Annotated in this window: 22 protein-coding genes; 5 read left to right on the top strand and 17 right to left on the bottom strand. The window is 36.4% G+C overall.

All coding sequences use genetic code 11. From position 1 onward, the window contains the following. Positions 1–47 precede the first annotated feature (47 nt). Positions 48–179: a GapA-binding peptide SR1P gene (locus ACFSCX_RS03660; RefSeq protein ID WP_377926757.1), complete on the bottom strand. Its 132-nt coding sequence runs from the start codon at positions 177–179 to the stop codon at positions 48–50. 176 nt (positions 180–355) lie between these two features. Then, positions 356–655 carry a DUF3055 domain-containing protein gene (locus tag ACFSCX_RS03655; RefSeq protein WP_377926756.1) on the bottom strand — a complete coding sequence of 100 codons (300 nt, stop codon included), beginning with the start codon at positions 653–655 and terminating at the stop codon, positions 356–358. Between the two features lie 244 nt (positions 656–899). On the opposite strand from ACFSCX_RS03655, the gene ACFSCX_RS03650 reads away from it, so the two are divergent. Continuing rightward, positions 900–1,334: a DUF1885 family protein gene (locus ACFSCX_RS03650; protein ID WP_377926755.1), complete on the top strand. Its 435-nt coding sequence runs from the start codon at positions 900–902 to the stop codon at positions 1,332–1,334. Between the two features lie 87 nt (positions 1,335–1,421). Here ACFSCX_RS03650 and ACFSCX_RS03645 read toward each other — a convergent pair whose 3' ends face one another. The 3 genes from ACFSCX_RS03645 to ACFSCX_RS03635 form a co-directional block, all read right to left on the bottom strand. After that, on the bottom strand, positions 1,422–2,498 hold the full coding sequence (locus ACFSCX_RS03645) for a M23 family metallopeptidase (protein WP_377926753.1): 1,077 nt from the start codon (positions 2,496–2,498) through the stop codon (positions 1,422–1,424). Positions 2,499–2,835: 337 nt separating this feature from the next. After that, positions 2,836–3,702 (bottom strand): polysaccharide deacetylase family protein, encoded by an 867-nt coding sequence (locus tag ACFSCX_RS03640; RefSeq protein WP_377926752.1) that lies wholly within the window; start codon positions 3,700–3,702, stop codon positions 2,836–2,838. Between the two features lie 95 nt (positions 3,703–3,797). Beyond that, entirely contained in the window at positions 3,798–4,043 is a 246-nt protein-coding gene (locus tag ACFSCX_RS03635; RefSeq protein ID WP_377926751.1) for a hypothetical protein, read from the bottom strand. A 161-nt stretch (positions 4,044–4,204) separates the two neighbouring features. Here ACFSCX_RS03635 and ACFSCX_RS03630 point away from each other — a divergent pair, with 161 nt between their 5' ends. After that, complete coding sequence (locus tag ACFSCX_RS03630) at positions 4,205–4,600, top strand: thioredoxin domain-containing protein (protein WP_377926749.1); 396 nt, start codon at positions 4,205–4,207, stop codon at positions 4,598–4,600. A gap of 26 nt (positions 4,601–4,626) precedes the next feature. On the opposite strand, the gene lpdA is transcribed toward ACFSCX_RS03630, so the two are convergent. From lpdA to ACFSCX_RS03605, 5 genes are all read right to left on the bottom strand, one after another. Further along, positions 4,627–6,036 carry a dihydrolipoyl dehydrogenase gene (lpdA, locus tag ACFSCX_RS03625; protein WP_377926748.1) on the bottom strand — a complete coding sequence of 470 codons (1,410 nt, stop codon included), beginning with the start codon at positions 6,034–6,036 and terminating at the stop codon, positions 4,627–4,629. Between the two features lie 3 nt (positions 6,037–6,039). Beyond that, positions 6,040–7,341, bottom strand: a complete 1,302-nt coding sequence (locus ACFSCX_RS03620; RefSeq protein ID WP_377926747.1) for a dihydrolipoamide acetyltransferase family protein — start codon at positions 7,339–7,341, stop codon at positions 6,040–6,042. A gap of 73 nt (positions 7,342–7,414) precedes the next feature. Then, positions 7,415–8,392: an alpha-ketoacid dehydrogenase subunit beta gene (locus ACFSCX_RS03615; protein ID WP_377926746.1), complete on the bottom strand. Its 978-nt coding sequence runs from the start codon at positions 8,390–8,392 to the stop codon at positions 7,415–7,417. 3 nt (positions 8,393–8,395) lie between these two features. After that, entirely contained in the window at positions 8,396–9,511 is a 1,116-nt protein-coding gene (pdhA, locus tag ACFSCX_RS03610; RefSeq protein ID WP_377926745.1) for a pyruvate dehydrogenase (acetyl-transferring) E1 component subunit alpha, read from the bottom strand. A 389-nt stretch (positions 9,512–9,900) separates the two neighbouring features. After that, positions 9,901–10,554, bottom strand: a complete 654-nt coding sequence (locus ACFSCX_RS03605; protein ID WP_377926744.1) for a YkyA family protein — start codon at positions 10,552–10,554, stop codon at positions 9,901–9,903. Positions 10,555–10,827: 273 nt separating this feature from the next. On the opposite strand from ACFSCX_RS03605, the gene def reads away from it, so the two are divergent. Then, the gene (gene def / locus ACFSCX_RS03600) at positions 10,828–11,382 is read left to right on the top strand and encodes a peptide deformylase (protein WP_377926743.1); all 555 of its coding nucleotides are present in this window, start codon (positions 10,828–10,830) and stop codon (positions 11,380–11,382) included. Positions 11,383–11,420: 38 nt separating this feature from the next. Here the strand turns inward: def and ACFSCX_RS03595 are convergent, their stop codons facing one another. Further along, the gene (locus ACFSCX_RS03595) at positions 11,421–12,191 is read right to left on the bottom strand and encodes a Cof-type HAD-IIB family hydrolase (RefSeq protein ID WP_377926742.1); all 771 of its coding nucleotides are present in this window, start codon (positions 12,189–12,191) and stop codon (positions 11,421–11,423) included. Between the two features lie 32 nt (positions 12,192–12,223). Continuing rightward, on the bottom strand, positions 12,224–13,123 hold the full coding sequence (locus ACFSCX_RS03590; RefSeq protein ID WP_377926741.1) for a DMT family transporter: 900 nt from the start codon (positions 13,121–13,123) through the stop codon (positions 12,224–12,226). A 631-nt stretch (positions 13,124–13,754) separates the two neighbouring features. On the opposite strand from ACFSCX_RS03590, the gene ACFSCX_RS03585 reads away from it, so the two are divergent. Together ACFSCX_RS03585 and rnjA are read left to right on the top strand one after the other, a co-directional pair. After that, positions 13,755–13,964: a DNA-dependent RNA polymerase subunit epsilon gene (locus ACFSCX_RS03585; protein WP_377926740.1), complete on the top strand. Its 210-nt coding sequence runs from the start codon at positions 13,755–13,757 to the stop codon at positions 13,962–13,964. Positions 13,965–13,966: 2 nt separating this feature from the next. Further along, positions 13,967–15,634 (top strand): ribonuclease J1, encoded by a 1,668-nt coding sequence (gene rnjA, locus ACFSCX_RS03580; RefSeq protein ID WP_377926739.1) that lies wholly within the window; start codon positions 13,967–13,969, stop codon positions 15,632–15,634. A gap of 27 nt (positions 15,635–15,661) precedes the next feature. On the opposite strand, the gene ACFSCX_RS03575 is transcribed toward rnjA, so the two are convergent. From ACFSCX_RS03575 to ACFSCX_RS03555, 5 genes are all read right to left on the bottom strand, one after another. Further along, on the bottom strand, positions 15,662–16,324 hold the full coding sequence (locus ACFSCX_RS03575) for a potassium channel family protein (protein WP_377926738.1): 663 nt from the start codon (positions 16,322–16,324) through the stop codon (positions 15,662–15,664). A 72-nt stretch (positions 16,325–16,396) separates the two neighbouring features. Next, positions 16,397–17,395, bottom strand: a complete 999-nt coding sequence (locus ACFSCX_RS03570; protein WP_377926737.1) for a DUF4349 domain-containing protein — start codon at positions 17,393–17,395, stop codon at positions 16,397–16,399. A gap of 363 nt (positions 17,396–17,758) precedes the next feature. After that, entirely contained in the window at positions 17,759–18,991 is a 1,233-nt protein-coding gene (locus ACFSCX_RS03565) for a peptidoglycan recognition protein family protein (RefSeq protein WP_377926736.1), read from the bottom strand. 998 nt (positions 18,992–19,989) lie between these two features. Continuing rightward, entirely contained in the window at positions 19,990–21,807 is a 1,818-nt protein-coding gene (locus ACFSCX_RS03560; RefSeq protein ID WP_377926735.1) for an ABC transporter ATP-binding protein, read from the bottom strand. Between the two features lie 14 nt (positions 21,808–21,821). After that, on the bottom strand, positions 21,822–23,570 hold the full coding sequence (locus ACFSCX_RS03555; protein WP_377926734.1) for an ABC transporter ATP-binding protein: 1,749 nt from the start codon (positions 23,568–23,570) through the stop codon (positions 21,822–21,824). Positions 23,571–23,605 lie beyond the last annotated feature (35 nt).

Genomic DNA, 23,605 nt, shown 5'->3' with positions numbered 1-23,605 from the left:
AAGAAGCATGCAGTTCTTTCTTCTGCATGCTTCTTTTTATACATCTATTATGATTTATGTTGGGTTTGATTGTTTGAGCTACATGAACAACTATTGCATTTTGCATAAAGTGTCGTTACTTTTTCTTCTTCATAATGTGCAATTGTTTTATCGCATGACTGACATATGATGATTCCCATGTTTCTCATCTCCTCTTAATGATTGAAAGCGTTATCATTAGCTTCTTTAATTTTATAATAATATGTCATAATGAGGATGTCAATCATAAATTGTATAACACATTTGATAGATACAGCCTAATTAATGTTACTTTTAAATGGTTAAATAAAAGACGTTTTCAAATGAACGTCTTTTTCTAATCATATTGTGTTTCGAGTGGAATGGTAGGAAGAGTCTCTTTAAAAAACTCCGCTAAATCCTCAGCTTCTTTAAGGGTACGTATTTTGAAAACTCTTTGTAGGTGATCAAGGTCACTAATATCTTGAGGATCAAGGAGGGTAGATCTTCCTGTTTGCATGCAGATAACAAGTGGTTTTCCAAAAAACATATTCGTATAAACTAAGCCAAAGTCATATCGAATTTCATCTGTAGTAAATCCAACGAATCTTACTTTCGAGTACTCTTGTTCATCATATAAGCGTTCAAAATAATTCATTAAACCCCTCCCATTTTTTTATTATTCAGAATTTTATTATAATTGGAATCGAAGTCAACATCAATCCGCCTATTTGCCCATTCTTAGAAAATAAAAATCAAAAAGTTATGTTTAATCTTTGATAAGCTACTATTATCGGTTGTCAACCATTTCAATCCAATGCTAGAATGGAAACGTAGTTGTAATTTATATAAAACTTATTCTTTATAGATTAAAAAATGACATTATTAGGAGTGAAATTACATTGCCAAGTAGTTCTTACATAAAATTAGTACCTGCATCAACGAAACAGTCCATCTCATTAGATGATGTTAAAGAATTATTTCACTATTACAAAGAGATTACTTCTAAAACTGGTTCACAATTAGAGTGGGAATATAAGGATGCTGCGTTTCCATATGAGTTAAAAGAAAAACCTGAAGGTAAGGATAAATGGTTTTATTTAAAATCCGAGGAACGTGGATACAATTTGCTTGTTATCGGAGTTGGAACAGAGGAAATAGAAGATGAGGAAGGTACCCTTAAGCAGCAAGAGTATATCCAAGTAGTCTTACCCGATGGAGCTACTCATGGTGATAAAGGAAAAGGAAATGAATTTTGTAAATTTCTAGCCAAAAAGCTTGAAGGAGAGCTTCATTTATTTAATGGAAGAGTCATGTATTACTATAAACGAAAATAAACCGACAAGCAATTGCTGTCGGTTTATTTTGTAAGACTCAATAAATTCACTATAAACAGCATTCTATATAGCTGTCTATCTTGTTAGTTATTCAAATACATTTGTTAATATTTCTCTTACTTGAGATGAATTTAAACCTTCCCAAAATAGTTCACCATATATCAAGATATCCAGATGTAAGTGCAGTTCTGAATCATCTTTTTTAACTTCCCCACTTGTACCTGAATTCCCTACATAACCAACAATCTTCTCAGAATCAACAGTGTCTCCCACTTGGATGTCTTCAGGAATCCGATCTAGGTGTGAAAATCTTGCTAATATGCCACCCGGATAGCGAATCCAAACTTGCCTTCCTCGAAGCTTATCAAGTATATACTCAGGGGTTATTGGTTGATTCCAAGACTTAGAGAGATCTTCATTGCGGGCTTCTTCACTTGGATAACTCTCATAGTCATGATCAGCTCGGATTACTGTTCCTTCCCCCATAGCATAGATGGGTGTTTCCCGGTTAATGGTTACTCCAGAACTATACCCATAGAAATCCATTCCTTCATGATATCCGTTTCGATACGAACGAGGAGCACCAGGTAAATGTGAATCCTTAGTACTAACCTGTGCTCCTATAATCGGATTTTGTAAAACGGATAGAATAGTCGTTACTTCCTCAACTGTTGTTGGCTTCTTAGGCAAAGTAATTGCCTCAATATCGTTACTATTATTATTCAATGCAATCATCACATTGTTTTCATGGACAGTTATTGGTAACTGTAATTCACTTTGTATAAATTGTATAGACAAATATGGTTTTTCATCAACGACATTAAAATCAGACCGTTCCATAGGAAAAAAATCAATTCCCTTCTGAAATACAGGAACATCGAAAATAAAAAAATATGGATGACCTGTGTATAACATGCTAAGCGTTTGATTTGTCGCATCATATGTAGCATCAAGCTTAACGAAGTTCGAAAGCTCCTCCAATGAAATATACATTTGATTATTAATCGTCAATAGCGGTACCGTTGCCATGAGTGGTGGTTCCTCTTTCTTGACTATACTTTGTTCCTTTTCGGAATGATCCTTTTGGGATACCTCTAGTTCTTCCTTTCTAGCGCAGCTCATTAGCAAGACCATGCTTATGAGAACCGTGATCCATTTTTTCATGTCTGTTATCCCTTCTTTGTACTATTCATCTTCATATTTTACATGTTAGCTACTTTTAATTCAAACACTGTAAAGGGTTTGAACCTGAACAGAAGGCGCATGGAGCCCCGTTTAGCCTAAGGCATGCAAATGTTTTATCATGAAAAAAGGGTGGTTTTCCCTTTTATTCATGATAGAACATTTGACCAAGGGAAAAGTGATTTTTCTTTTTCCCTCGAGTAGGATGAAATGGCAATGATCTTCGCCATTTCATCTTGGCTGGGCGAAGCTGGATTTAGCCGTAACATTGTATTAACTAAACAGCAGAATATATTTTCTAACTTATAAAAAACCAGCATCATTTCGATGCTGGAATTGTTTCAATTAGTTTAGGGTCTGCCATAACATACCCCTTATCACGTAGTCCTTGAACAATATCAGGTAATGCCAAGTATGTCCATTCCCTATCATGCATTAGTAAATTTGCTCCTTTTTTTAAAAGAGGTGTGTTTACCATAATGTCTGCAATACTTTCTTTTGTCATATAATTTTTATCAAAATCATAACCATATGACCAATTCATAAGAATCATGCCATCATTTTTTACGATGTCCTTTGCATAATCTGTATTCGCACCAAATGGAGCTCTAAAGAATTTTGGCCTTTCCCCAGTTATCGCTTCTATCTCATCACTTAGCTTAATAATTTCGTTGTATTGATCTTCTTCTGAAAGCTCTTTTAAATTTTTATGGTTCCATGTGTGGTTACCAATTGGAAAACCTAAATCGTATATTTTCTTAAGCACCGCTTTTTCCTCATCAGTATCAATAAAATGCCCATTGACAAAAAATATCGCATTAACTCCAAGATCCTTTAAGGATGTAGCCATTTCCAAGCCATATTTATCTGGAGCATCATCAATTGTTAATAGTAAGAGTTTTTCATCTGCAGGTACAATATGTTCAATTTCCCAAGTAGAATCATTTATCCGGTATTGTGGTGTGTTGACAACTTCTTCAACAGATGATGGTTCTTCATCATTGGTTTCGACATTGGTTTGATCATCTTGGTCATTAGGTTTATCTTCGATATCATTATTTCCTTCATCCGATCCTTGTTTCTCAACGTTTGGTTGTTCGTTTGTCTCATCTACGTAGTCCGTAGATTCTTTCGAACATGCTACTAATAAAAAGATAGTTATACATAACAAAAAGAATTTTTTCATATACATCCCCTATTTTCCGTTTTAACTAGATGTGATTATCTTTAAAGTACTATAACAATTTCATGATGTAAATATGCCTTAAGTACCCAAAACAACTACAAGGAGATAAACCACCAAAACACTCTTTGAAAAAAGAAGAAAAAGGCTAAAGTAGTAAACGTAAGCTTTACAGCGTGTTTAGTAGAATATCCGAATGCATTCGCAGAAAAAAAAGCTAAATAAAAAAATACAATGAAGAGCAATGCTTTTGCATACAAACGATCCCTATGAGATAACATTTCTACAATGACAAAACTACTATAAATCATGCCTTGGATACTAACGACTACTAATCCTCTCATAAGCCATCTCCTAACTATTTACGCTTACTAATGTGTATGCATGTACATAAAGACGTATTTTTCATTTTTGTAACATTTACATGACATTCCCAAAATCTAAAATATAAAGTGTTACAATAGCCTTAATTAATCTTGAGTTAGTTGTAAAGGGTGACGTATTCATGCTTTATCGCTTCTGTTTGACAGTATGTTCTTTTTTATTGTTGTCCTCTTGTCAATTTGAAAACAGGGAAAATGACCCAAGATTACTGTCTCTTCTAGAAGCGGATGCTTTATTAGTTTCCAATGAAGACACTGTTGATTTTGAAAATAATTATTATGATGCAATTTTAGAAATTAAGAAGCTTTATCCTACTGTACTCGAAGAAGTAGTTGTCGTTAGTCACGATGAAATAAAGAAATTAAAGAACAAGTTGGAAATTGAAACATATCCCACTTTACTTTTAATAAGCAATAAAAAGGTCATTACTAAGATTCAAGGTAAACAAGAAAAAGATGAAATCTTATATGAAATGAACGAGTTTTTACATATAACAAAAAACAATCGCCCTCTCTAGGAGCGATTGTTTCCATTTAGTAGAACTTATTTTATGATGTGAATAGGACTTCCAATGGCAACCTCAGCTGCTTCCATTGAAATTTCTCCTAATGTTGGGTGTGCATGAATAGTCATCGCAATATCTTCAGCTGTCATACCTGCTTCAATTGCTAAACCTAGCTCAGCAATCATATCAGAAGCATTTGTACCAACGATTTGTGCACCTATTACTAAACCATCCTCTTTACGTGTAATAAGCTTTAAGAAACCATCTGCACTGTCTAATGCTAGAGCACGACCGTTAGCCCCAAATGGAAACTTAGTAGCAGTGATTTCAATTCCCTCATTTTTTGCTTCTTGTTCTGAATATCCAACTGTTGCCATTTCTGGATCAGAGAAAACAACAGCAGGTATTGCAAGATAATCAATTTGCGCAGGATGGCCACTAATTGCTTCTGCTGCAATCTTTCCTTCATATGATGCTTTATGTGCTAGTGGTGGACCATCAACTATGTCGCCAATAGCATAAATATTTTCCACCGTCGTTCGGCATTGTTTATCAATCTTGATAATACCTCGCTCAGATGTTTCAACGCCTACTTGCTCTATTCCTAATTCGTCTGTATTCGGCTTACGGCCAACCGTTACTAAGCAATATTCTGCTTCAACAGTTTTTGTTTCACCATTTGCTTCGAACGTTACACTCACACCATTTTCTGTTTCTTCTACACCTTTAGCCATTGCTTTCGTGAAGATTTCAACGCCCTTTTTCTTTAAACGGCGTTTTACAATTGAACTCATTTGCTTTTCAAATCCATTCAGAATCTCATCAGCACCTTCAACAATCGTAACTTGTGTGCCAAAATTAGCATAAGCAGTTCCTAGTTCTGTTCCGATATATCCACCACCAATTACAACCATGCTTTTTGGAATGTCAGTTAAGTTTAGTGCACCTGTAGAATCGATGACTCTTTTCGAAAACTTAAAAGTGGGAATTTCAATCGGTCTAGAGCCTGTTGCAATAATACAATTATTGAATTTATACGTTTGTGCTGAGTTTTCATCCATTACACGCACGGTATTGGCATCAACAAAGTATGCTTCCCCTTTCAGGATTTGAACCTTATTGCCCTTCAATAACCCTTCTACTCCACCTGTTAATTTCTTAACAATGCCGGCTTTCCATTCCTGAACCTTTGAGAAGTCAACTGTTACATTTTCTGTCTTGATTCCCATATCTTCTGAATGTAGTGCTGTTTCATAACGGTGTGCAGCTGCAATTAGTGCCTTTGAAGGAATACATCCAACATTTAAACATACTCCACCTAATACACCTTTATCGACTATGGTTACCTTTTGACCTAATTGAGCTGCACGAATTGCAGCAACGTAACCACCTGGTCCTGCTCCAATGACAAGAGTATCTAGTTCAATTGGAAAATCTCCTACTACCATTGATTACGCCTCCATTAAGATTAATTGTGGGTCATTTAGTAAACGTTTAATGTGATTTAAAGCGTTCTGTGCTGTCGCTCCATCAATCATACGGTGATCAAAGCTTAATGATAAAGCAAGAACAGGTGCAACAACAATTTCACCATTTCGTACGACTGGTTTTTCAGCAATGCGCCCAATCCCTAGTATTGCCACTTCTGGATGGTTGATAACTGGTGTGAACCACTGACCACCAGCAGATCCAATATTGGTGATTGTGCAAGAAGCACCCTTCATTTCGTTCCCTGACAGTTTTCCATCCCGAGCCTTTGAAGCAAGGTCATTTATTTCATTTGATATATCATATATTGATTTACGATCAGCATGCTTTACAACTGGTACTAGCAAACCTTTTTCTGTATCAGCCGCAATACCGATGTTGTAGTAATGCTTTTGAATTATTTCTTCTGTCTGATCATCTAATGATGTATTTAAAACTGGATATTTCTTCAATGCTGATGTTAGAGCTTTCACAACGTATGGTAAGTAGGTTAGCTTAACACCTTGATCAGCGGCATGTTGCTTAAATTTCTTACGATGTGCAACAAGCTCTGTTACATCCACTTCATCCATTAATGTTACGTGCGGTGCTGTGTGTTTTGAGTTTACCATTGCTTTCGCAATTGCTTTTCTCATACCACTCATTTTTTCACGTGTTTCAGGGAAGTCCCCTTCAGGTATTGGAGTAGGTGCAATAGCCTTTTCTTCTCCTGCTTCTTGCTGGGTAGAAGCTTGTTCTTTTACTACTGCAGGAGCTGTAGTCTTCGTTCCACCAGAAAGGAATGCTTCAATGTCTTCCTTCAATACTCGACCATTCTTGCCTGTACCAGATACCTCTCTTATATCTACACCTTTTTCACGAGCAAATTTACGTACAGATGGCATTGCAATTACTCGGCGGCTTCGATCAACTTCTTGAGTTGCCTCTGCTGAAGGAACAGCTGCTTCTTTTACTACAGGTGCTGCCTTTTCCTCATCTTTCGGCGACTCATCATGGTCATCACCTTTAAACTTAAGGTTTTCGTAACCTGGTGCATCAAATGTTACTATCGTTTGACCCACCGTTGCTATTTCACCTTCATTAACTTTTAACTCAATCACTTTCCCCTTAACAGGTGATGGAATTTCCACGACTGCTTTGTCATTTTGGATTTCAGCCAGGACATCATCTTCATTGATTTCATCGCCAGGCTTAACAAACCACTTTACTATTTCACCTTCGTGAATACCCTCACCGATATCAGGTAATTTAAATTGAAATGACACAGGTTTCGCCTCCTATTTTTTTAATGGGAGAAGAAATCAAGTCAATGATTCCTTCTATCAACTTTTCTTATATTTAGAAATTTAAAACCTTTTTCGCTGTTTCAATCACATCTTTATAATTTGGTAACCATACACTTTCAGCCGCTGAGAATGGATAAACTGTATCAGGAGCAGCTACTCTTAATACAGGGGCTTCTAAGCTTAAAATCGCACGATCATTTATCTCCGCTACCACATTTGCTGCAATCCCTGCTTGTTTCTGCGCTTCTTGTACAACAATTGCACGGCCTGTTTTCTCAACAGAGGCAATGATTGTATCAAGGTCAAGCGGCATCACAGTTCGAAGATCAATGACCTCTACAGAATGTCCTTCTTTTTCGAGTTCTTCTGCCGCTTTTAAGGATTCATGAACCATCGCACCATACGTGATTATTGATAAATCTGACCCCTCACGTTTTACATCTGCTTTACCTAGTTCAATAGTGTATTCCCCTTCAGGTACTTCCCCGCGGAAAGAGCGATATAGCTTCATGTGCTCTAAGAAAATGACTGGATCATTATCTCTAATTGCTGAGATTAGTAATCCCTTTGCATCATACGGAGTTGCAGGGATGACAACCTTTAATCCTGGCTGTTGAACCATTAGTCCTTCTAAGCTATCTGCGTGCAATTCTGGTGTATGTACTCCTCCACCAAACGGAGAACGAATCGTAACTGGTGAAGTGTATCGACCTCCTGAACGATAACGCATACGTGCCATTTGACCAGAAATAGAATCCATAACTTCATATACAAACCCGAAAAATTGAATTTCCGGTACAGGTCTGTAGCCTTGAAGGGCTAAGCCAATTGCAAGTCCACCAATTCCTGATTCAGCTAGTGGTGTATCGAATACTCGGTCTTCACCGAATTCTGCTTGTAATCCTTCAGTAGCACGGAATACTCCACCGTTAACCCCAACATCTTCACCAAAAACTAAAACATTTGGGTCATTCTTGAGCTCCGTGCGTAGCGCGTCAGTAATTGCTTGAATCATTGTCATTTGAGCCATGGCTTACTTCGACTCCTTTTCTTTATATATTTCCATTTGCTCTTTTAAATGGTTTGGCATATCTTCATACATAATTGACATTAGATCCGTTACCTTTTGCTTTGGTTGATCATCTGCCTTTTTAATTGCTTCTTTTATTTCTTCCTTCGCTCGTTCGATTACTTGATTTTCCTCTTCCTCATTCCAAATTCCCTTTTTCTCTAAGAAATTTCTAAAACGAACAAGTGGATCTTTCTTTTCCCATTCATTATCAAGCTCTTCTGTACGATAACGCGTTGGGTCATCCCCTGCCATCGTATGAGGGCCATAGCGATACGTTAATGCCTCAATTAACGTTGGTCCTTCTCCATTAATAGCTCTTTCACGAGCATCCTTTACAGCAGCATAAACTGCTAATGGGTCCATTCCATCAACTTGAATTCCTGGAATACCTGCAGCAACTGCTTTTTGGGCGATTGTTTTTGCAGCAGACTGCTTTTCAACTGGTGTGGAGATCGCAAATCGGTTATTTTGAACAATGAAGATAGCTGGTGCTTTAAACGCTCCAGCAAAGTTAATGCCTTCATAGAAGTCACCTTGAGAAGCCCCACCGTCACCTGTATAGGTAATCGCAACAGATTTTGCTCCACGTTTTTTCATTCCTAAAGCAACTCCAGCACACTGAATATACTGTGCACCAATAATAATCTGTGGAGAAATGGTATTTACACCTTCTGGCATTTGGTTTCCATGGAAGTGTCCTCTGGAGAATAAGAATGCTTGATAAAGTGGTAATCCATGCCAAATCATTTGCGGAACATCACGGTAACCAGGTAATATAAAATCTTCCTTTTCAAGTGCAAATTGTGAAGCAATTTGTGAAGCCTCTTGACCAGCAGTTGGAGCATAGAATCCTAAGCGTCCTTGACGGTTTAAGGAAATAGAACGCTGGTCTAATATACGTGTATAAACCATTCTAGTCATTAATTCTTTTAATTGCTCATCCGATAATTCAGGCATCGCTGATTCATTTACCACGTCGCCTTCCTCATTCAAGATTTGAAACGTTTGAAATTGGTCTGCGATTGCATCAAACTGCTTTTGTTGATCAAAAGTAGCATTCTTTGTGTTTGCAGCCATCTAAGTCACCCTTCCTTCTTTAATAATCCATGTGATTTTATAAAATAGTTTAATAAGTTTACATACAGCATTAGGTTACCCAAAATTTATGAATGAAAGTCATACTAATAAAAGCATGAAAGCCATGTTTGACTAACAGATGTATGTAAAGTTACTTGGTCATCTGTATCAGTCATAATCAAATATTAACTAATACAATTCTATTTCTAATTTTTAGTGTACATCATCTCGCTTTTTTTCGTCAATCATTGAGTTTAATAACATTTAGCAAGATCATAATTTTACATAATTATCCAAATTTAAAACTCTGTATTATTACACAACTAACTTCTGTACCATTTTTTATAGAACAGAAAAAAAGAGAACCTTTTCGGTCCTCTCTTTAGCGCCTATTCCTCATAGGTAACTTCTAGTCCTGCAGCTGTGTAGAACTCTTTCTTTGCTGCGTTATAATTTGTTGTTATTTCATTAAACATTTCATTCAGTGTAATCACTTCTTCGTAGCTATCATTGATTTTTTCAATATGAGATTCAAGTTGATCCATCGTTAAGTCCTCTTGTTGAAATAACTCGTATAGCTCTTTATCTAAAGTGATTGATGTTGAATAAGCGTTATATAATTTCTCATACGATTCATAGCGATTAGCCATTAATTGTGTCAGCTGGTTAGCTAATTCTCTCAATTCTTCTTCTTCAATATTTGTTACTATTTCTTCTACCTTGCTAAATTCTTCTTTCGATTTCAAAATGCTCTCTCGTTCTTTTTCTAATCTCTCTTTACGCTCATCAACAATTACACTTGCTTCTGTCGAAAGTTCCTTAATTTTGTCAATTTCCTTCATACCAAGTGTTATTATTTGATCATAAATAGCCTTTTCTTCTTGCTCAAGTTTTACCATTGGATCCTGTTGATCTTCAAAGTCCTGTTCTAATTCAACAGCTTGTTCCAAATGAACATATATTTGCTCAGCTGGAGTTGGTCCAGATTGACATCCAGCTATTAAAAGGCCACTTAGCAGTAGAATATATAATACATATCTCATCGTTTTAGAATTTCCCCCTTTATACTCCAAGTTCTACTATAATTTTTTCTAAACATTTTTACAACCAAAACTATATTCCATCCATATGCACTTGTCCTAAAAAATAGTCCTATGTAAAGTAATGTAGTTTCATACTCACTTAAAAATCTCCAATTTTATCGGAATATTTAATAGTTTTCTTTTTTAAAAGCTAGCAGTTATGGTATCCTGTAAAGGATTCGTATATATATAATAACGAAAGTATATCTTTATGGCCATAAGGAGTTGTTCATCATGATTACAATGAAAGATGTTATACGAGAGGGACATCCTACACTTCGACAAGTAGCAAAAGAGGTAAAGCTTCCTCCAACTGAGGAAGAAAAAAATACTCTTAAGGAAATGCTCGAATTTGTTATTAACAGTCAAGATCCAGAAATAGCTGCCAAATATCAACTTCGTCCTGGCATTGGAATAGCAGCACCTCAAATTAATGTTTCAAAAAGAATGATTGCTATTCATGTTACAGATGACCAAGAGAATCTTTATAGTTATGCCCTCTTTAACCCAAAAATTATTAGCCATTCAGTTGAAATGTGTTATTTAACAAGTGGTGAGGGCTGTCTATCGGTGGATCGTGATGTACCTGGCTACGTTCCTAGGTATGCAAAAGTTACGGTAAAAGGAACTACATTAAATGGAGAAGAAGTTAAACTAAGGTTAAAAGGGCTAATAGCAATTGTCTTTCAACATGAAATCGATCATTTAAACGGGGTCATGTTTTATGACCATATTAATGATCAAGATCCTTTCCTTGAGCCTAAACATGCAAAACCCATTGACCGATAAATAAAAAAGAACGCCCAGTTCCCCTTGGGCGCTCTTTTTTATATTAGGTTTAAACGTTCAAGCCCATGTACAATTCCACCATCATCTACTGCCTTTGTAACATAATTTGCTGCTTCTTTTGCCTCGGGTGTCGCATTGCCCATCGCTACTCCACTACCTGCAAAACGAAGCATTTCTACATCATTTAGCCCATCTCCAAACGCTACTACGTCATCACGTTTAAACCCTAGTTCATTAATGAAATGATGGATTCCCTTTGCTTTTGATCCCCCACTCGGTAATACATCTGTAGAAACTTCATGCCATCTAATAAAATGAAAATCTTCATAGCGATTCACATACTCATCTTCCTCACCTTTCCCACAGAATAAAAGTGTTTGGTAAATATCATGGTGGTTATAAAATAAGGGATCTGCCTCTGGATGAGCAAAATTTAATGTACCTAAGCTTTCGTGTATATTAGGATGGTTTCCCTCACTTGCCTTCATTGTTTCATGATTCATAAAGACAAGTGGATGTCCACTCTTTTTTGCATGCTCATGTAATTTTTTTAAAGTAGCTTTACTTAATGAATTCTTCACAATAGGTTCATTATCTACTACAACATACTGACCATTAAAACTAATATAGGAAGAAATTAAGAGCTCCTCTCTTATGTCACTAAACATAAATGGGGCTCTTCCTGTAGCAATCGCTACAAAATGACCATTCTTCTTTAATTCCTGTATAGCTTTTATTGTATCAGTAGGAATTTTTTTATCATGGTCCAATAATGTCCCGTCAATATCAAAAAATACAATCTTTCTCATTCTTATAAGTCCCCTTTTTCTAGGTAATAAAGTTAGGCAATAGCTTTAGAGCGAATTTTTGATTGTCTTGGTTTTTTTGAAGTAAGATAAACACCAAAGATTATGAAACAAAAACCCAAAATCATGGATAAGGTAATTTCTTCACGTAAAAAAAGATATCCCCAAATAAGTGCTGTAATCGGGACGAGATACGTAACTAAGGAAGCAAACTCAGCTGAGCCCTTTTGAATCATATAATAATATAATAGATAGGCAATTCCTGATCCAAAAATTCCCAAACCTACTAAGGACAAGATAACATCTAGTTCTACAAAGTTTTGAAAAGCCTCAGGATTGTAGATAATCGCAAACAGGAAGCTAATGACAGCCGATACTGCTAAAGTACTTGTCGATATCATCGTGATGCTCACACCTCTTAAGTAATTCCTAGAAAGATGGGTTGAAAAACCATAACAAATGGTAGCAAATATCATTGTAAATAAGCCGATAAAAGACTGTTGAAATAAATTAAGAATACTAAAGTTAGTCAAAATAATGATACCTAAAAAACCAATAGCTACACCGATCCACTGGGTATTTTTTAGCTTTGATGAAAAACAAATATATCCTATTATCACTGTCCAGATTGGAGTCGTAGCATTCAATAATGATGCAAAGCTGCTAGAAATTTTGGTCTCACTAAGGGCAATGAGTGCCCATGGTATAGCATTATTAAGAAGGGATACAAGAAAAATCATTTTATAGGGTAGTTTATTAATCGCTCTCCATTCCTTTCGAACGGTAACAACAAGTAGCAGAATCATTAAACCAAAAATGCACCGCCAAAATACAACACCCCATGCCCCCAATGGTTCTACAAGAAATTTTATAAATAAAAATGAAGTTCCCCATATTAAGCTTAAAATCAATAAAGCACCATACAGACGCCCCATTCCATCTACCCCTCTCATTTATCTAAACAAAACGCTAAATGAAGCTAGAATTATTGTCAATGTATATGATTTCAATTCCATATATACCCATGAAAGGTTAGTCTATTATTCCATATACTAATAACAAACAAGCGCTCAGTGAAAGGTATAACATTGGACTTGAAAGGAGAGAATGGGTAAAATGTTAAAAAAGCTTAGAAAAAGATTATGGAGACAATGGAACGATATTCTTCGTAAAAAAACAATTGCTTAACTTAAATCATTCAACCTAAACAAAATGTCCTTCACATAAATGAAGGACATCTTCTAGTTGCTCACATTTATTACTAAAAATTTCATACGTTAGAAAAAACATGAAAATATTTTGTTTTTTCGTTATAATGGAAGGACAGATATACTTTGTTATTTACATTTGAAGATATAAAAGTCTTCACTTATATATAAATATAGTAATTACTGGCTTCAAAGCCAGTTTTTTAGAAAGCAAAAATTTATTTATTAGATTCGTTCATAATGGTAAAAAGCCAGTACACCCCCAACATAAAAGTGGCTTTTTGCCTATCATATTGTACGGCACGGCTTTTTAAACAAATGAACATGATCTATAAACGTATTTCAAGGAGAGATAGAAATGATATTTAAGATTTATTATCAAGAAAGTATTTTTGAAGCACCCGTTAGAGAACGTACAAAAACGTTATATGTAGAAGCGAACAGCGAAAGAGAAGTTCGTCAAGTATTAGCTGATCGTCGTTATAACATTGAATTTGTCCAGCCTGTTACAGGTGCTTTTTTAGAGTATGAGCAACTAGCTGAAGCTTATAAAGTGGAGACGGTCTAATTATGAAGTTTGTGAAAAACGACCAAACAGCCGTATTTGCCCTTGGCGGACTGGGTGAAATCGGTAAAAATACGTACGCAGTTCAATTTCAGGACGAAATCATAATTATTGATGCGGGGATAAAATTTCCTGAAGATGAATTACTAGGCATCGATTATGTTATTCCAGATTATAGCTACTTAATCAAAAATGTTGAAAAAATTAAAGGATTATTTATTACACATGGACATGAGGATCATATTGGGGGGATTCCTTACCTTTTACGTGAAATAAATATTCCGATTTATGCTGGAAAACTAGCCCTTGGTTTAATTAAAAATAAACTAGAAGAACATGGGCTATTACGGACTGCTCAGTTACATGAGATTAAAGAAGACGATGTGATAAAGTTTAGAAAAACTTCCGTCTCTTTTTACAGAACGACACATAGTATTCCAGATGCCTTCGGAATTGTTGTTAAAACACCTCCAGGACAAATCGTTCACACGGGTGATTTTAAATTCGATTTTACTCCGGTAGGAGAGCCAGCTAATATTACAAAAATGGCTGAAATCGGAAAAGAAGGAGTTCTCTGTTTATTATCTGATTCTACAAATAGTGAAGTTCCTCATTTCACAATGTCAGAACGCCGTGTGGGTGAGAGCATTCATGAGATTTTCCGTAAAGTATCAGGAAGAATCATTTTTGCAACATTTGCTTCAAATATTCATCGCTTACAACAAGTGGTGGAAGCTGCTGTACTGAACGGACGGAAAATCGCTGTATTCGGAAGAAGTATGGAGGCAGCTATCACAATTGGCCAAGATCTTGGATATATCAGTTGTCCTAAGGATACGATTATCGAGCCTTCACAAATTAACCGTATGCCTGCTGATCGTGTGGTAATTCTGTGCACAGGTAGCCAAGGGGAGCCAATGGCAGCTTTATCAAGAATCGCAAATGGTACACATAGGCAAATTCAAATTATTCCTGGTGATACCGTTGTATTTTCTTCGTCACCTATTCCAGGTAATACCATCAGTGTTAGTCGCACAATTGACCGTTTGTACCGTGCTGGTGCAGAAGTTATTCATGGTTCATTGAACGATATTCATACTTCAGGGCACGGTGGACAAGAAGAGCAAAAGTTAATGCTCAGATTAATGAAGCCAAAGTATTTTATGCCTATTCACGGTGAGTACCGCATGCAAAAAATGCATGTTAAGCTAGCTGTTGATTGTGGTGTTCAAGAGGAAAACTGCTTTATTATGGATAACGGGGAAGTGCTCGCTTTAGGCTCAGAAGAAGCGTCCGTGTCCGGTAAAATCCCTTCTGGGAATGTGTATATTGATGGAAGCGGTATTGGCGATATAGGGAATATCGTTCTAAGAGATCGCCGTATTCTCTCCGAAGAAGGTCTTGTTATAGTGGTTGTGAGTATCAATATGAAAGAATTTAAAATTGCTGCAGGACCTGACTTAATTTCTCGCGGTTTTGTATATATGAGGGAATCTGGCGATTTAATCAACGATGCTCAAAAATTAATAACGAATCATTTAAATAAAGTAATGGAACGAAAAACGACACAATGGTCTGAAATTAAAAATGAAATTACAGATACATTAGCACCATTCCTTTATGAAAAAACAAAGAGACGACCAATGATCTTACCAATCATTATGGAAGTTTAAAAAGAAAAGGCCTCCTAGAGGCCTTTTTTAATCTTCTATTAAATTCTTTTCAAACCGATTAATATCAGTGTCAGCGCCAATTACAATGAGTATATCTCCTTGACGGATGAGCTCAGAGGCTTGTGGTGAAACAAGGATATCCTTGCCTCGCTTTATTGCGACGATATTGATCCCATATTTCGCGCGGATATCTAAATCAATTAAAGAATATCCATCAACATGTTTGCTAGCGATAATCTCTACAATGCTATGTTCATCGGAGAGCTCTAAGTAATCTAACACATTATTGGAAACGATGTTATGAGCGATTCTCTGGCCCATATCCCTCTCAGGATGCACGATATGATCTGCCCCTATTTTCGTTAACACTTTTTCATGATAGTCATTCTGGGCTTTTACTGTAATATGTTTGACCCCTAACTCCTTTAATATAAGCGTTGTTAAAATACTTGCTTGAATATTATCACCAATTGCAACAATAACATGATCAAAATTGCGAATCCCTAGACTCTTTAAAACCATCTCATCAGTTGTATCTCCCACAACAGCATGTGAAGCAATGGATGAAAATTCGTTTACTTTATCTTCATGTATATCAATAGCAAGTACTTCCATTCCTTGTTGACTTAATGAACGGCATATACTACCACCAAATCTCCCCAGACCTATTACTGCAAACTCCTTTTTCACATATATTCCTCCATTTTGGTGCTATATCTTTTCTCCCCATTTTATCATATGATGAGTGATTGTCTCTATCTTCTATTCCATGTTTGAATTTTCTTCTGAACCCTTCTTATGCAGTTTTTTCTTTTGATGACGAATAATCAAGATAACCATAATAGCTACTAGCGCAAAGAATAGTAAAACAGGTGAATTCCCAATTATAAAAATAAATATTCCAGATGCAAGACTAAGTAAAAACTGAATACTATTCACAAATTGCTTTTTCGTTTTATCCCAAGTGTTTGTATCTTTTTCATCAATCGATGGCACAATTACTTTATTTTCGAAAATGGATAGATGGATTGTAGAAAAAGAAACTTGATTTTGTAAATAATGGACCCTACCTTTAATTTGTTCAATTTCTTCTTGAACTCGCCCCAAATCAGAAGAAATTTTTAATAAATCCTCTGTTTTATCTGCCTTTTGCATAAAGCCCAACAATCTTTGTTCCACAACTTCCTTTGATTTTAATCGAGAATTGAGATCCACATATTCTTCTGTCACATCTTGTCCTTCAATGGTTTGATGATGAATTCTTACACTCAACGATTCTGCCTGATTGATAACTGTTTGAAAATGTTCTTGTGGAATCCGAATTGTTAGGGAGCCACCTAAATTACCATCATGCATCTGTTCTGTTGTAGAATTTGCAATGTATCCATTGTTCTTTGTTATATAATTGATAATATTTTCTCTAGCTTCCATAAAATCCTTCACTTCCATACGGATGTTAGCATGGTAAATAATCATTTGATCGGTTACATTTTTTATTTCACTAGTTAGTAGCTCTGTTCCAGAATCTGCACCTTCCTGTTTCATTTTCATAGAATTTTCAGTTGATTTTGACTCCATCGATGCAGAATTCTGTGCCACTTGACTATCTGAACTGGTTGATTCCTCTGTGGAATCCTGTGCCGCTTGACTATCTGAACTGGTTGATTCCTCTGTGGAAAGCTGTGATCCACCACTGCACGCACTCACAGTGAATATCATCATTATAAACACCATACTTATTATCATGCTTTTCATTTTCATGACAATCCCTCCTTTTCATCATTAGACGCAATTGTTACAAAAATGTTACAAAGAAAAAAAGGAGTTGCGCACCGGTTCGCCTCAATCAGAGCAAATGTTCCTAAATGAGAAAAAGAGTGCTTTTCCCCTTTTCATTTAGGGTTATTTGACCTTGAATAGGATGAAATGGCAATAATCGTCGCCATTTCATCCTGGCTGGGTGCTGGAGCTGGATTCCAAGTCACTAACTTTTATACTTTCTTGATAATTGAATAAAACATTACAGGTTATTTGACCTCAGGCGGGCTGGTCGCTGGAGCCGGATTACCACGCATATCGCTCAGTTATCCACAAATAAAGACTCCCACTTTTATAAGTGAAAGTCTATGCCTGAAATAATCGATTCCATGTTCTTTCCCCTACTATACCATCAACATTAAGCCTTTCACGACGTTGAAAAGACTTAACTGCTTGATCTGTTAAGGGGCCATAAATCCCATCTGCTGTAATCGTTAACGCTTCCTGAATTCTTTTTACATCACGCCCTTGCATATACGGATTATTTAAGAATAATAGGCGTGAGTACGGAACTCCTCTTGTACTTGTACGATCCAGAGCTTGCCACGTTCTTGGTCCGACGATTCCATCTGATACTAAGTTATTTTTTCTTTGGAATTCCCTCACTAACTCTGCTGTACTTGGACCATAAATCCCATCCTCGACTGCTCCTACCTTTTGTTGGATATTTCGTATATCGTCGCCCCTCATATAAGGCCGAAGTAGTCGTAAAAGACGCCTTGACTCCATTTCGTACATACTTTCCTGATCATCTGCCTCATCAGTTGGAGATGCAAGTTCAATGTTTGAAACGGCTTCATAGCTTTTTAATGCCTCTCTAGTCAATGGCCCGACAACCCCATCAATGTTTAAGCTAGCTGCCCGTTGAAATCGTTTAACACTATCCTCTGTAATTTTTCCAAATATACCATCCACATCACCCGGTTTGAAATTCAACTCAGTAAGTCTCTCCTGCAGTGCCAATACGTCATCACCTTGATCTCCAATGCTTAAGTAGGTTCTTTTCCTCCTACCTGAAATATAGGATGGAGATCGATAATATATAGGTGAGCCCCCTTTTTGGATGGAAAGTAATTCTGCTCTGATATTTTCCATATTGACGGACGGACAAGGCTTCCATTCATAACCTGGAAACTCCTGATGGCCCCAAACATCATTAATACCTACGTGCTCAAGCTGATCTACTAAATCGAGGATTAGATTCAATGTTGCCTTACGCTGAGGGTCAGTCAACTGCTGCGTTCGAAAATCACCGACCATACAAATCCCAAGTGCCCTAGAGTTACTATTTCCAACATGATAGCTAATCACTTCGAGGTCATGGCACTGAATAATATCGCCATCCTTATCTATAACAAAGTGATACCCAATCCCTGGCCAGTCTAACTCATTTACATGATACCTGGCAAAGCTTTCGGCACTCCCAGAAGTTGTCGCGCTATGATGAATCGCAATATTTTTTATGGCAGAAAGTGCTCTTCTACGATATGTCTTTGTTGGATGACTTGGCAGTTCATTCCTTTTATCAATAATCTCCATAAATATCACCCCTCTTATATATATGGCAATTTTAGAAAAATGGTGATGTGTCTATGGTAATACATACTGTTTCTCCTATATAGTATTATTTTCCACTCTTCTTTCCTTGAGAAAGGGTGAAAAGCAGGAATTTTAACTCTGTTTCGGTTACTTGCTCTATTTTTTCTTACCCCGTTCCTTATTTTACTTACCTCATTTCATCTTTTACTTACCTCTCGTGCGCATTACTTTCCTCGTTTTACTTTTTACTTTCCCCGTTCCTTATTTTACTTACCTCGTTTTATCTTTTACTTACCTCTCTTGTGCATTACTTTCCTCGTTTTACTTTTTACTTACCCCGTTCCTTATTTTACTTACCTCGTTTTATCTTTTACTTACCTCTCTTGTGCATTACTTTCCTCGTTTTACTTTTTACTTACCCCGCTCCTTATTTTACTTACCTCGTTTCATCTTTTACTTACCTCTCTTGTGCATTACTTTCCTCGTTTTACTTTTTACTTACCCCGTTCCTTATTTTACTTACCTCGTTTCATCTTTTACTTACCTCTCTTGCGCATTACTTTCCTCGTTTTACTTTTTACTTTCCCCGCTCCTTATTTTACTTACCTCGGTTCATCTTTTACTTACCTCTCTTGTGCATTACTTTCCTCGTTTTACTTTTTACTTACCCCGCTCCTTATTTTACTTACCTCGGTTCATCTTTTACTTACCTCTCTTGCGCGTTTCTTTCCTCGTTTTACTTTTTACTTACCCCGTTCCTTATTTTACTTACCTCGTTTTTTCTTTTACTTACCTCTCATATGCATTACTTTCCTCGTTATACTTTTTACTTACCCGTTCCTTATTTTACTTACCTCGTTTTTTCTTTTACTTACCTCTGTTGATTTAACTTTCATTGATCACTATTGATCTTTCATTTCTTTATATCGTTCAGTTATTTTTCAAATGACCAATTCTCAAATTTTCGCACAAAAAAAGAAACTCGAAACGAGTTTCTTTTAACCAGCACTAAGCATATTAAATTGAGCTTTCACTAGTTTGTAGTATTCGCCTTTCACGTCCATTAATTGAGCATGGTTACCTTGTTCAATTATTTCACCATGATCGAGGACAATAATATTGTCTGCCTCTCGAATGGTCGATAGTCTATGAGCAATAATAATCGCTGTTCGACCTTTGAGTAAAGTTTTAAGTGCAGTTTGAATCTTTACTTCAGTCTCGGTGTCTATACTTGCTGTTGCTTCATCGAGTATTAATATTTTTGGATCTGCAAGTAAGGCTCTTGCGAAAGAAATCAACTGTCGTTCCCCAACCGAGAGGATATTTCCTCGTTCTTCAACCTCGGTATCATAGCTATTCGAAAGCTTCTCAATAAATAGATGTGCACCCACCGCTTGTGCTGCTTTTACTACTTCTTCATCACTTGCTTCTGGATTTCCAAATCTAATATTCTCTTTAATGGTTCCTGAAAAAATAAACGTATCTTGAAGAACAACACTTATTTGCGAACGAATGCTTTCTAACGTGACATCTCGCAGATTATTCCCATCGATTTTAACGATTCCACTAGTGGGATCATAAAAACGACTCACTAGATTTGCAATCGTTGTCTTCCCTGAACCAGTATGACCGACAAGTGCTACCGTCTGACCAGGCTTCATTTCAAGCGAAATACCCTTCAGTGCTTTTCGTTTCTCATCATATGCAAACTCTACATGTTCAAACTCAATATGACCTTTAATATTTTCTAAACGAGTGGCACCTTCTTTTTCTGGAACATTGGGCTTTTCATCAAGAAATTCAAAAATACGCTCTGAGGAAGCCATCGCCATTAACAACTGATTATAAATTTGACCAAGGCGAGAAATAGGCTCCCAGAACATACCTAAGTAAAAAGCAAAGGAAACAAAAATTCCGATCGTAATCGTGTCATTGGCAATTAAACTTGCACCGTACCAAATTAGTATAGCTGTACCAATTGCATTTGACATTTCAACGAATGGCCTAAACATGGCATTCTTCCTTGTTGCATCTTGCCATGAATCATGTGTTTCTGTGTTCACTCCATCAAAAAACTCCATGTTTTGATGCTCTTGTTTAAATGACTGAGTAACACGAATTCCTTGTATACTTTCATTTAAATGTGAGTTCAATTTTGATTGTTTAATTCGGACAACCTGCCACGAACGACGAATTTTCCTACGTAAACTTGTTGAGATGAAAAACATAATTGGGAGTATAATCATGACTGCGATGGTCAATTCGGGACTTAATGAAAATAAGATTACAAAAATCCCAATTAGCATAATTAAATCCATTAGTAGGTTGATGACTCCACTTGTGAATAATTCCTGCAGTGAGTTGATGTCGTTCAATATTCGGACTAGAATGGATCCAGCTGACCTTGAATCAAAGAATCGATGTGATAATCGCTGTACATGAGTAAATAGATGTTGCCTTAAATCATAGATAATATTCTGACCAAGTAAGTTCGTCCAGCGAATTCTCAGTACATTTCCAATATAGGATAACAAGTATAAACAGGCAATAACGATAACTAATGTCGTCAGTAGCTTTGAATTCTTTTCTGCAATTGCATAATCTAATGTATATACCCCTATGATAATCGGTACAATTAACCGAACAGCCGTTGAAACAATCATTGCCAGAAATGCTAATGGAAGTAAGTTTTTTGAATATGGCTTCATATAACTAAATAGCCTTGATAACTGCTTCCAATTGAACGGTTTCTCGATTACCTGTTCCGTTGAATAGTGGAAACGATCTAAATGCTTTTTTGATTCTCTACCTTTCATATTAATCCTCCCTCCTATTGTTCTTGTAATACGACTTCTCGATCTTTATATTGAATGTCGTAAATTCGTTGATATGGACCATTATTTTTCAATAAATCTTCATGTACGCCTCTTTCAACTACGATACCATCCTCTAACACTAGGATTTCATCAGCATGCTTCAAGGAAGAAATCCGGTGAGCAATAATAAAAGTTGTTCGTCCATCCATAACCTCTTTAAATGCCTTTTGAATTCTAAATTCTGTTTCCATATCTACCGCACTTGTTGCATCGTCTAATACTAGGATACTAGGGTCAATTAAAATGGCCCTTGCAATTGCGATTCTTTGTTTTTGCCCTCCAGATAGCCCCATTCCTCTCTCACCTAACATCGTGTCATACCCATCCGGCATTTCCATAATAAATTCATGAGCCTGTGCACGTTTGGCAGCATCGATAATTTGTTCCATGCTCGCATCTGGATTCCCATAGGCAATGTTGGCCCTAATGGAAGATGAGAATAAGAAGGATTCTTGAAGAACAAAGCCTATATTCTTTCGAAGTGTCCGTAGTGCATATTCTTTTATATCGATACCATCCACTAATATTTGACCTTCCGTTGGTTCATAAAACCTTGTAATTAACTGAGTAATACTTGTTTTACCACTACCAGTTGCCCCTATTAAACCAATTATTTTTCCTGGATGAGCTTGGAATGAAACAGATTTTAAAGCTTCATCATCTTCTTTACGGTACAGGAGGGACACATCCTTGAATTCTACATTTCCATCTAATCGTTCTTTTTCAATTGGGTTATCCTTTTCATGAATCTCGTTATCTGCTTCTAATATTTCAAGCAATCTTTCACCTGATGCTTTAGCTTGTGAGAATAGATTAATAACAAATCCAAGGTTCATGATTGGCCACATTATATACCACACTAAACTAAAAAAAGCGACGAGCTCCCCTGGTTGAACAGAATCGTTTATCACTAGATATCCACCATATGAGAGTAAGGCCACAACACAAATATTACCTATAAACTCCATTAATGGAAAATACTTCGCCCAAACATTTGAAGTAGTTAAATATTTTTCTCGGTAGTCTCCATTTGATGTGTTAAACTTATCAATCTCAAAATCTTCTCTTGATAGAGATTTGACAGTATTGATCCCACTTATGTTCTCTTGGACCTTTGTATTTAACCGTCCAAATGACTTGCGAATTCCACGAAAAGCAGGGTGAACCTTTTTATCAAACTGATAAACAACGACAGCAAGAAACGGTAACGCTGCCATTGTAACCAAAGTTAAAGGTACAGAGTAATAAAACATCACACCTAAACTGAGCGTTATTAGTAAGGTAAATCTCAACAATTCCGCGAAACCAAATGATAAAAAGAAGCGAAACCCTTCCACATCAGCTGTCAATCGTGACATGAGGTCACCTGTCTTTGCATTGTCATAATATCTAAAAGGTAAAAACTGCAGTTTTTCATACAGTGCGTTACGTAGTCGATATACCGATCGTATACCAAACATATCACCTAAGTATTGATGAAAGTATGTGGTTATACCTTTAATAATCATCAGCGCAACAAATCCTAAAGATAAATAAGGAATATAGCTATAATTTCCAGCTAGTACCACATTATCGATCGTGTATTGCAAAATCATCGGATAGACAACTGTAATTGCCGTTACAAATAATAAGAAAAACATTGACCAGTAAAAAAAGTTACGATAAGGCCAGTAAAATTGCTTCAGCTTTTTAAATGTTTCCATTATGTTCCCTCCTTAGTTCCGACTGAAACAAATAA

The organism is Bacillus salitolerans (genome assembly GCF_042680805.1).
GTDB lineage: Bacteria > Bacillota > Bacilli > Bacillales > SA4 > Bacillus_CJ > Bacillus_CJ salitolerans.
This window is presented reverse-complemented; position numbering and strand designations above follow the sequence as displayed.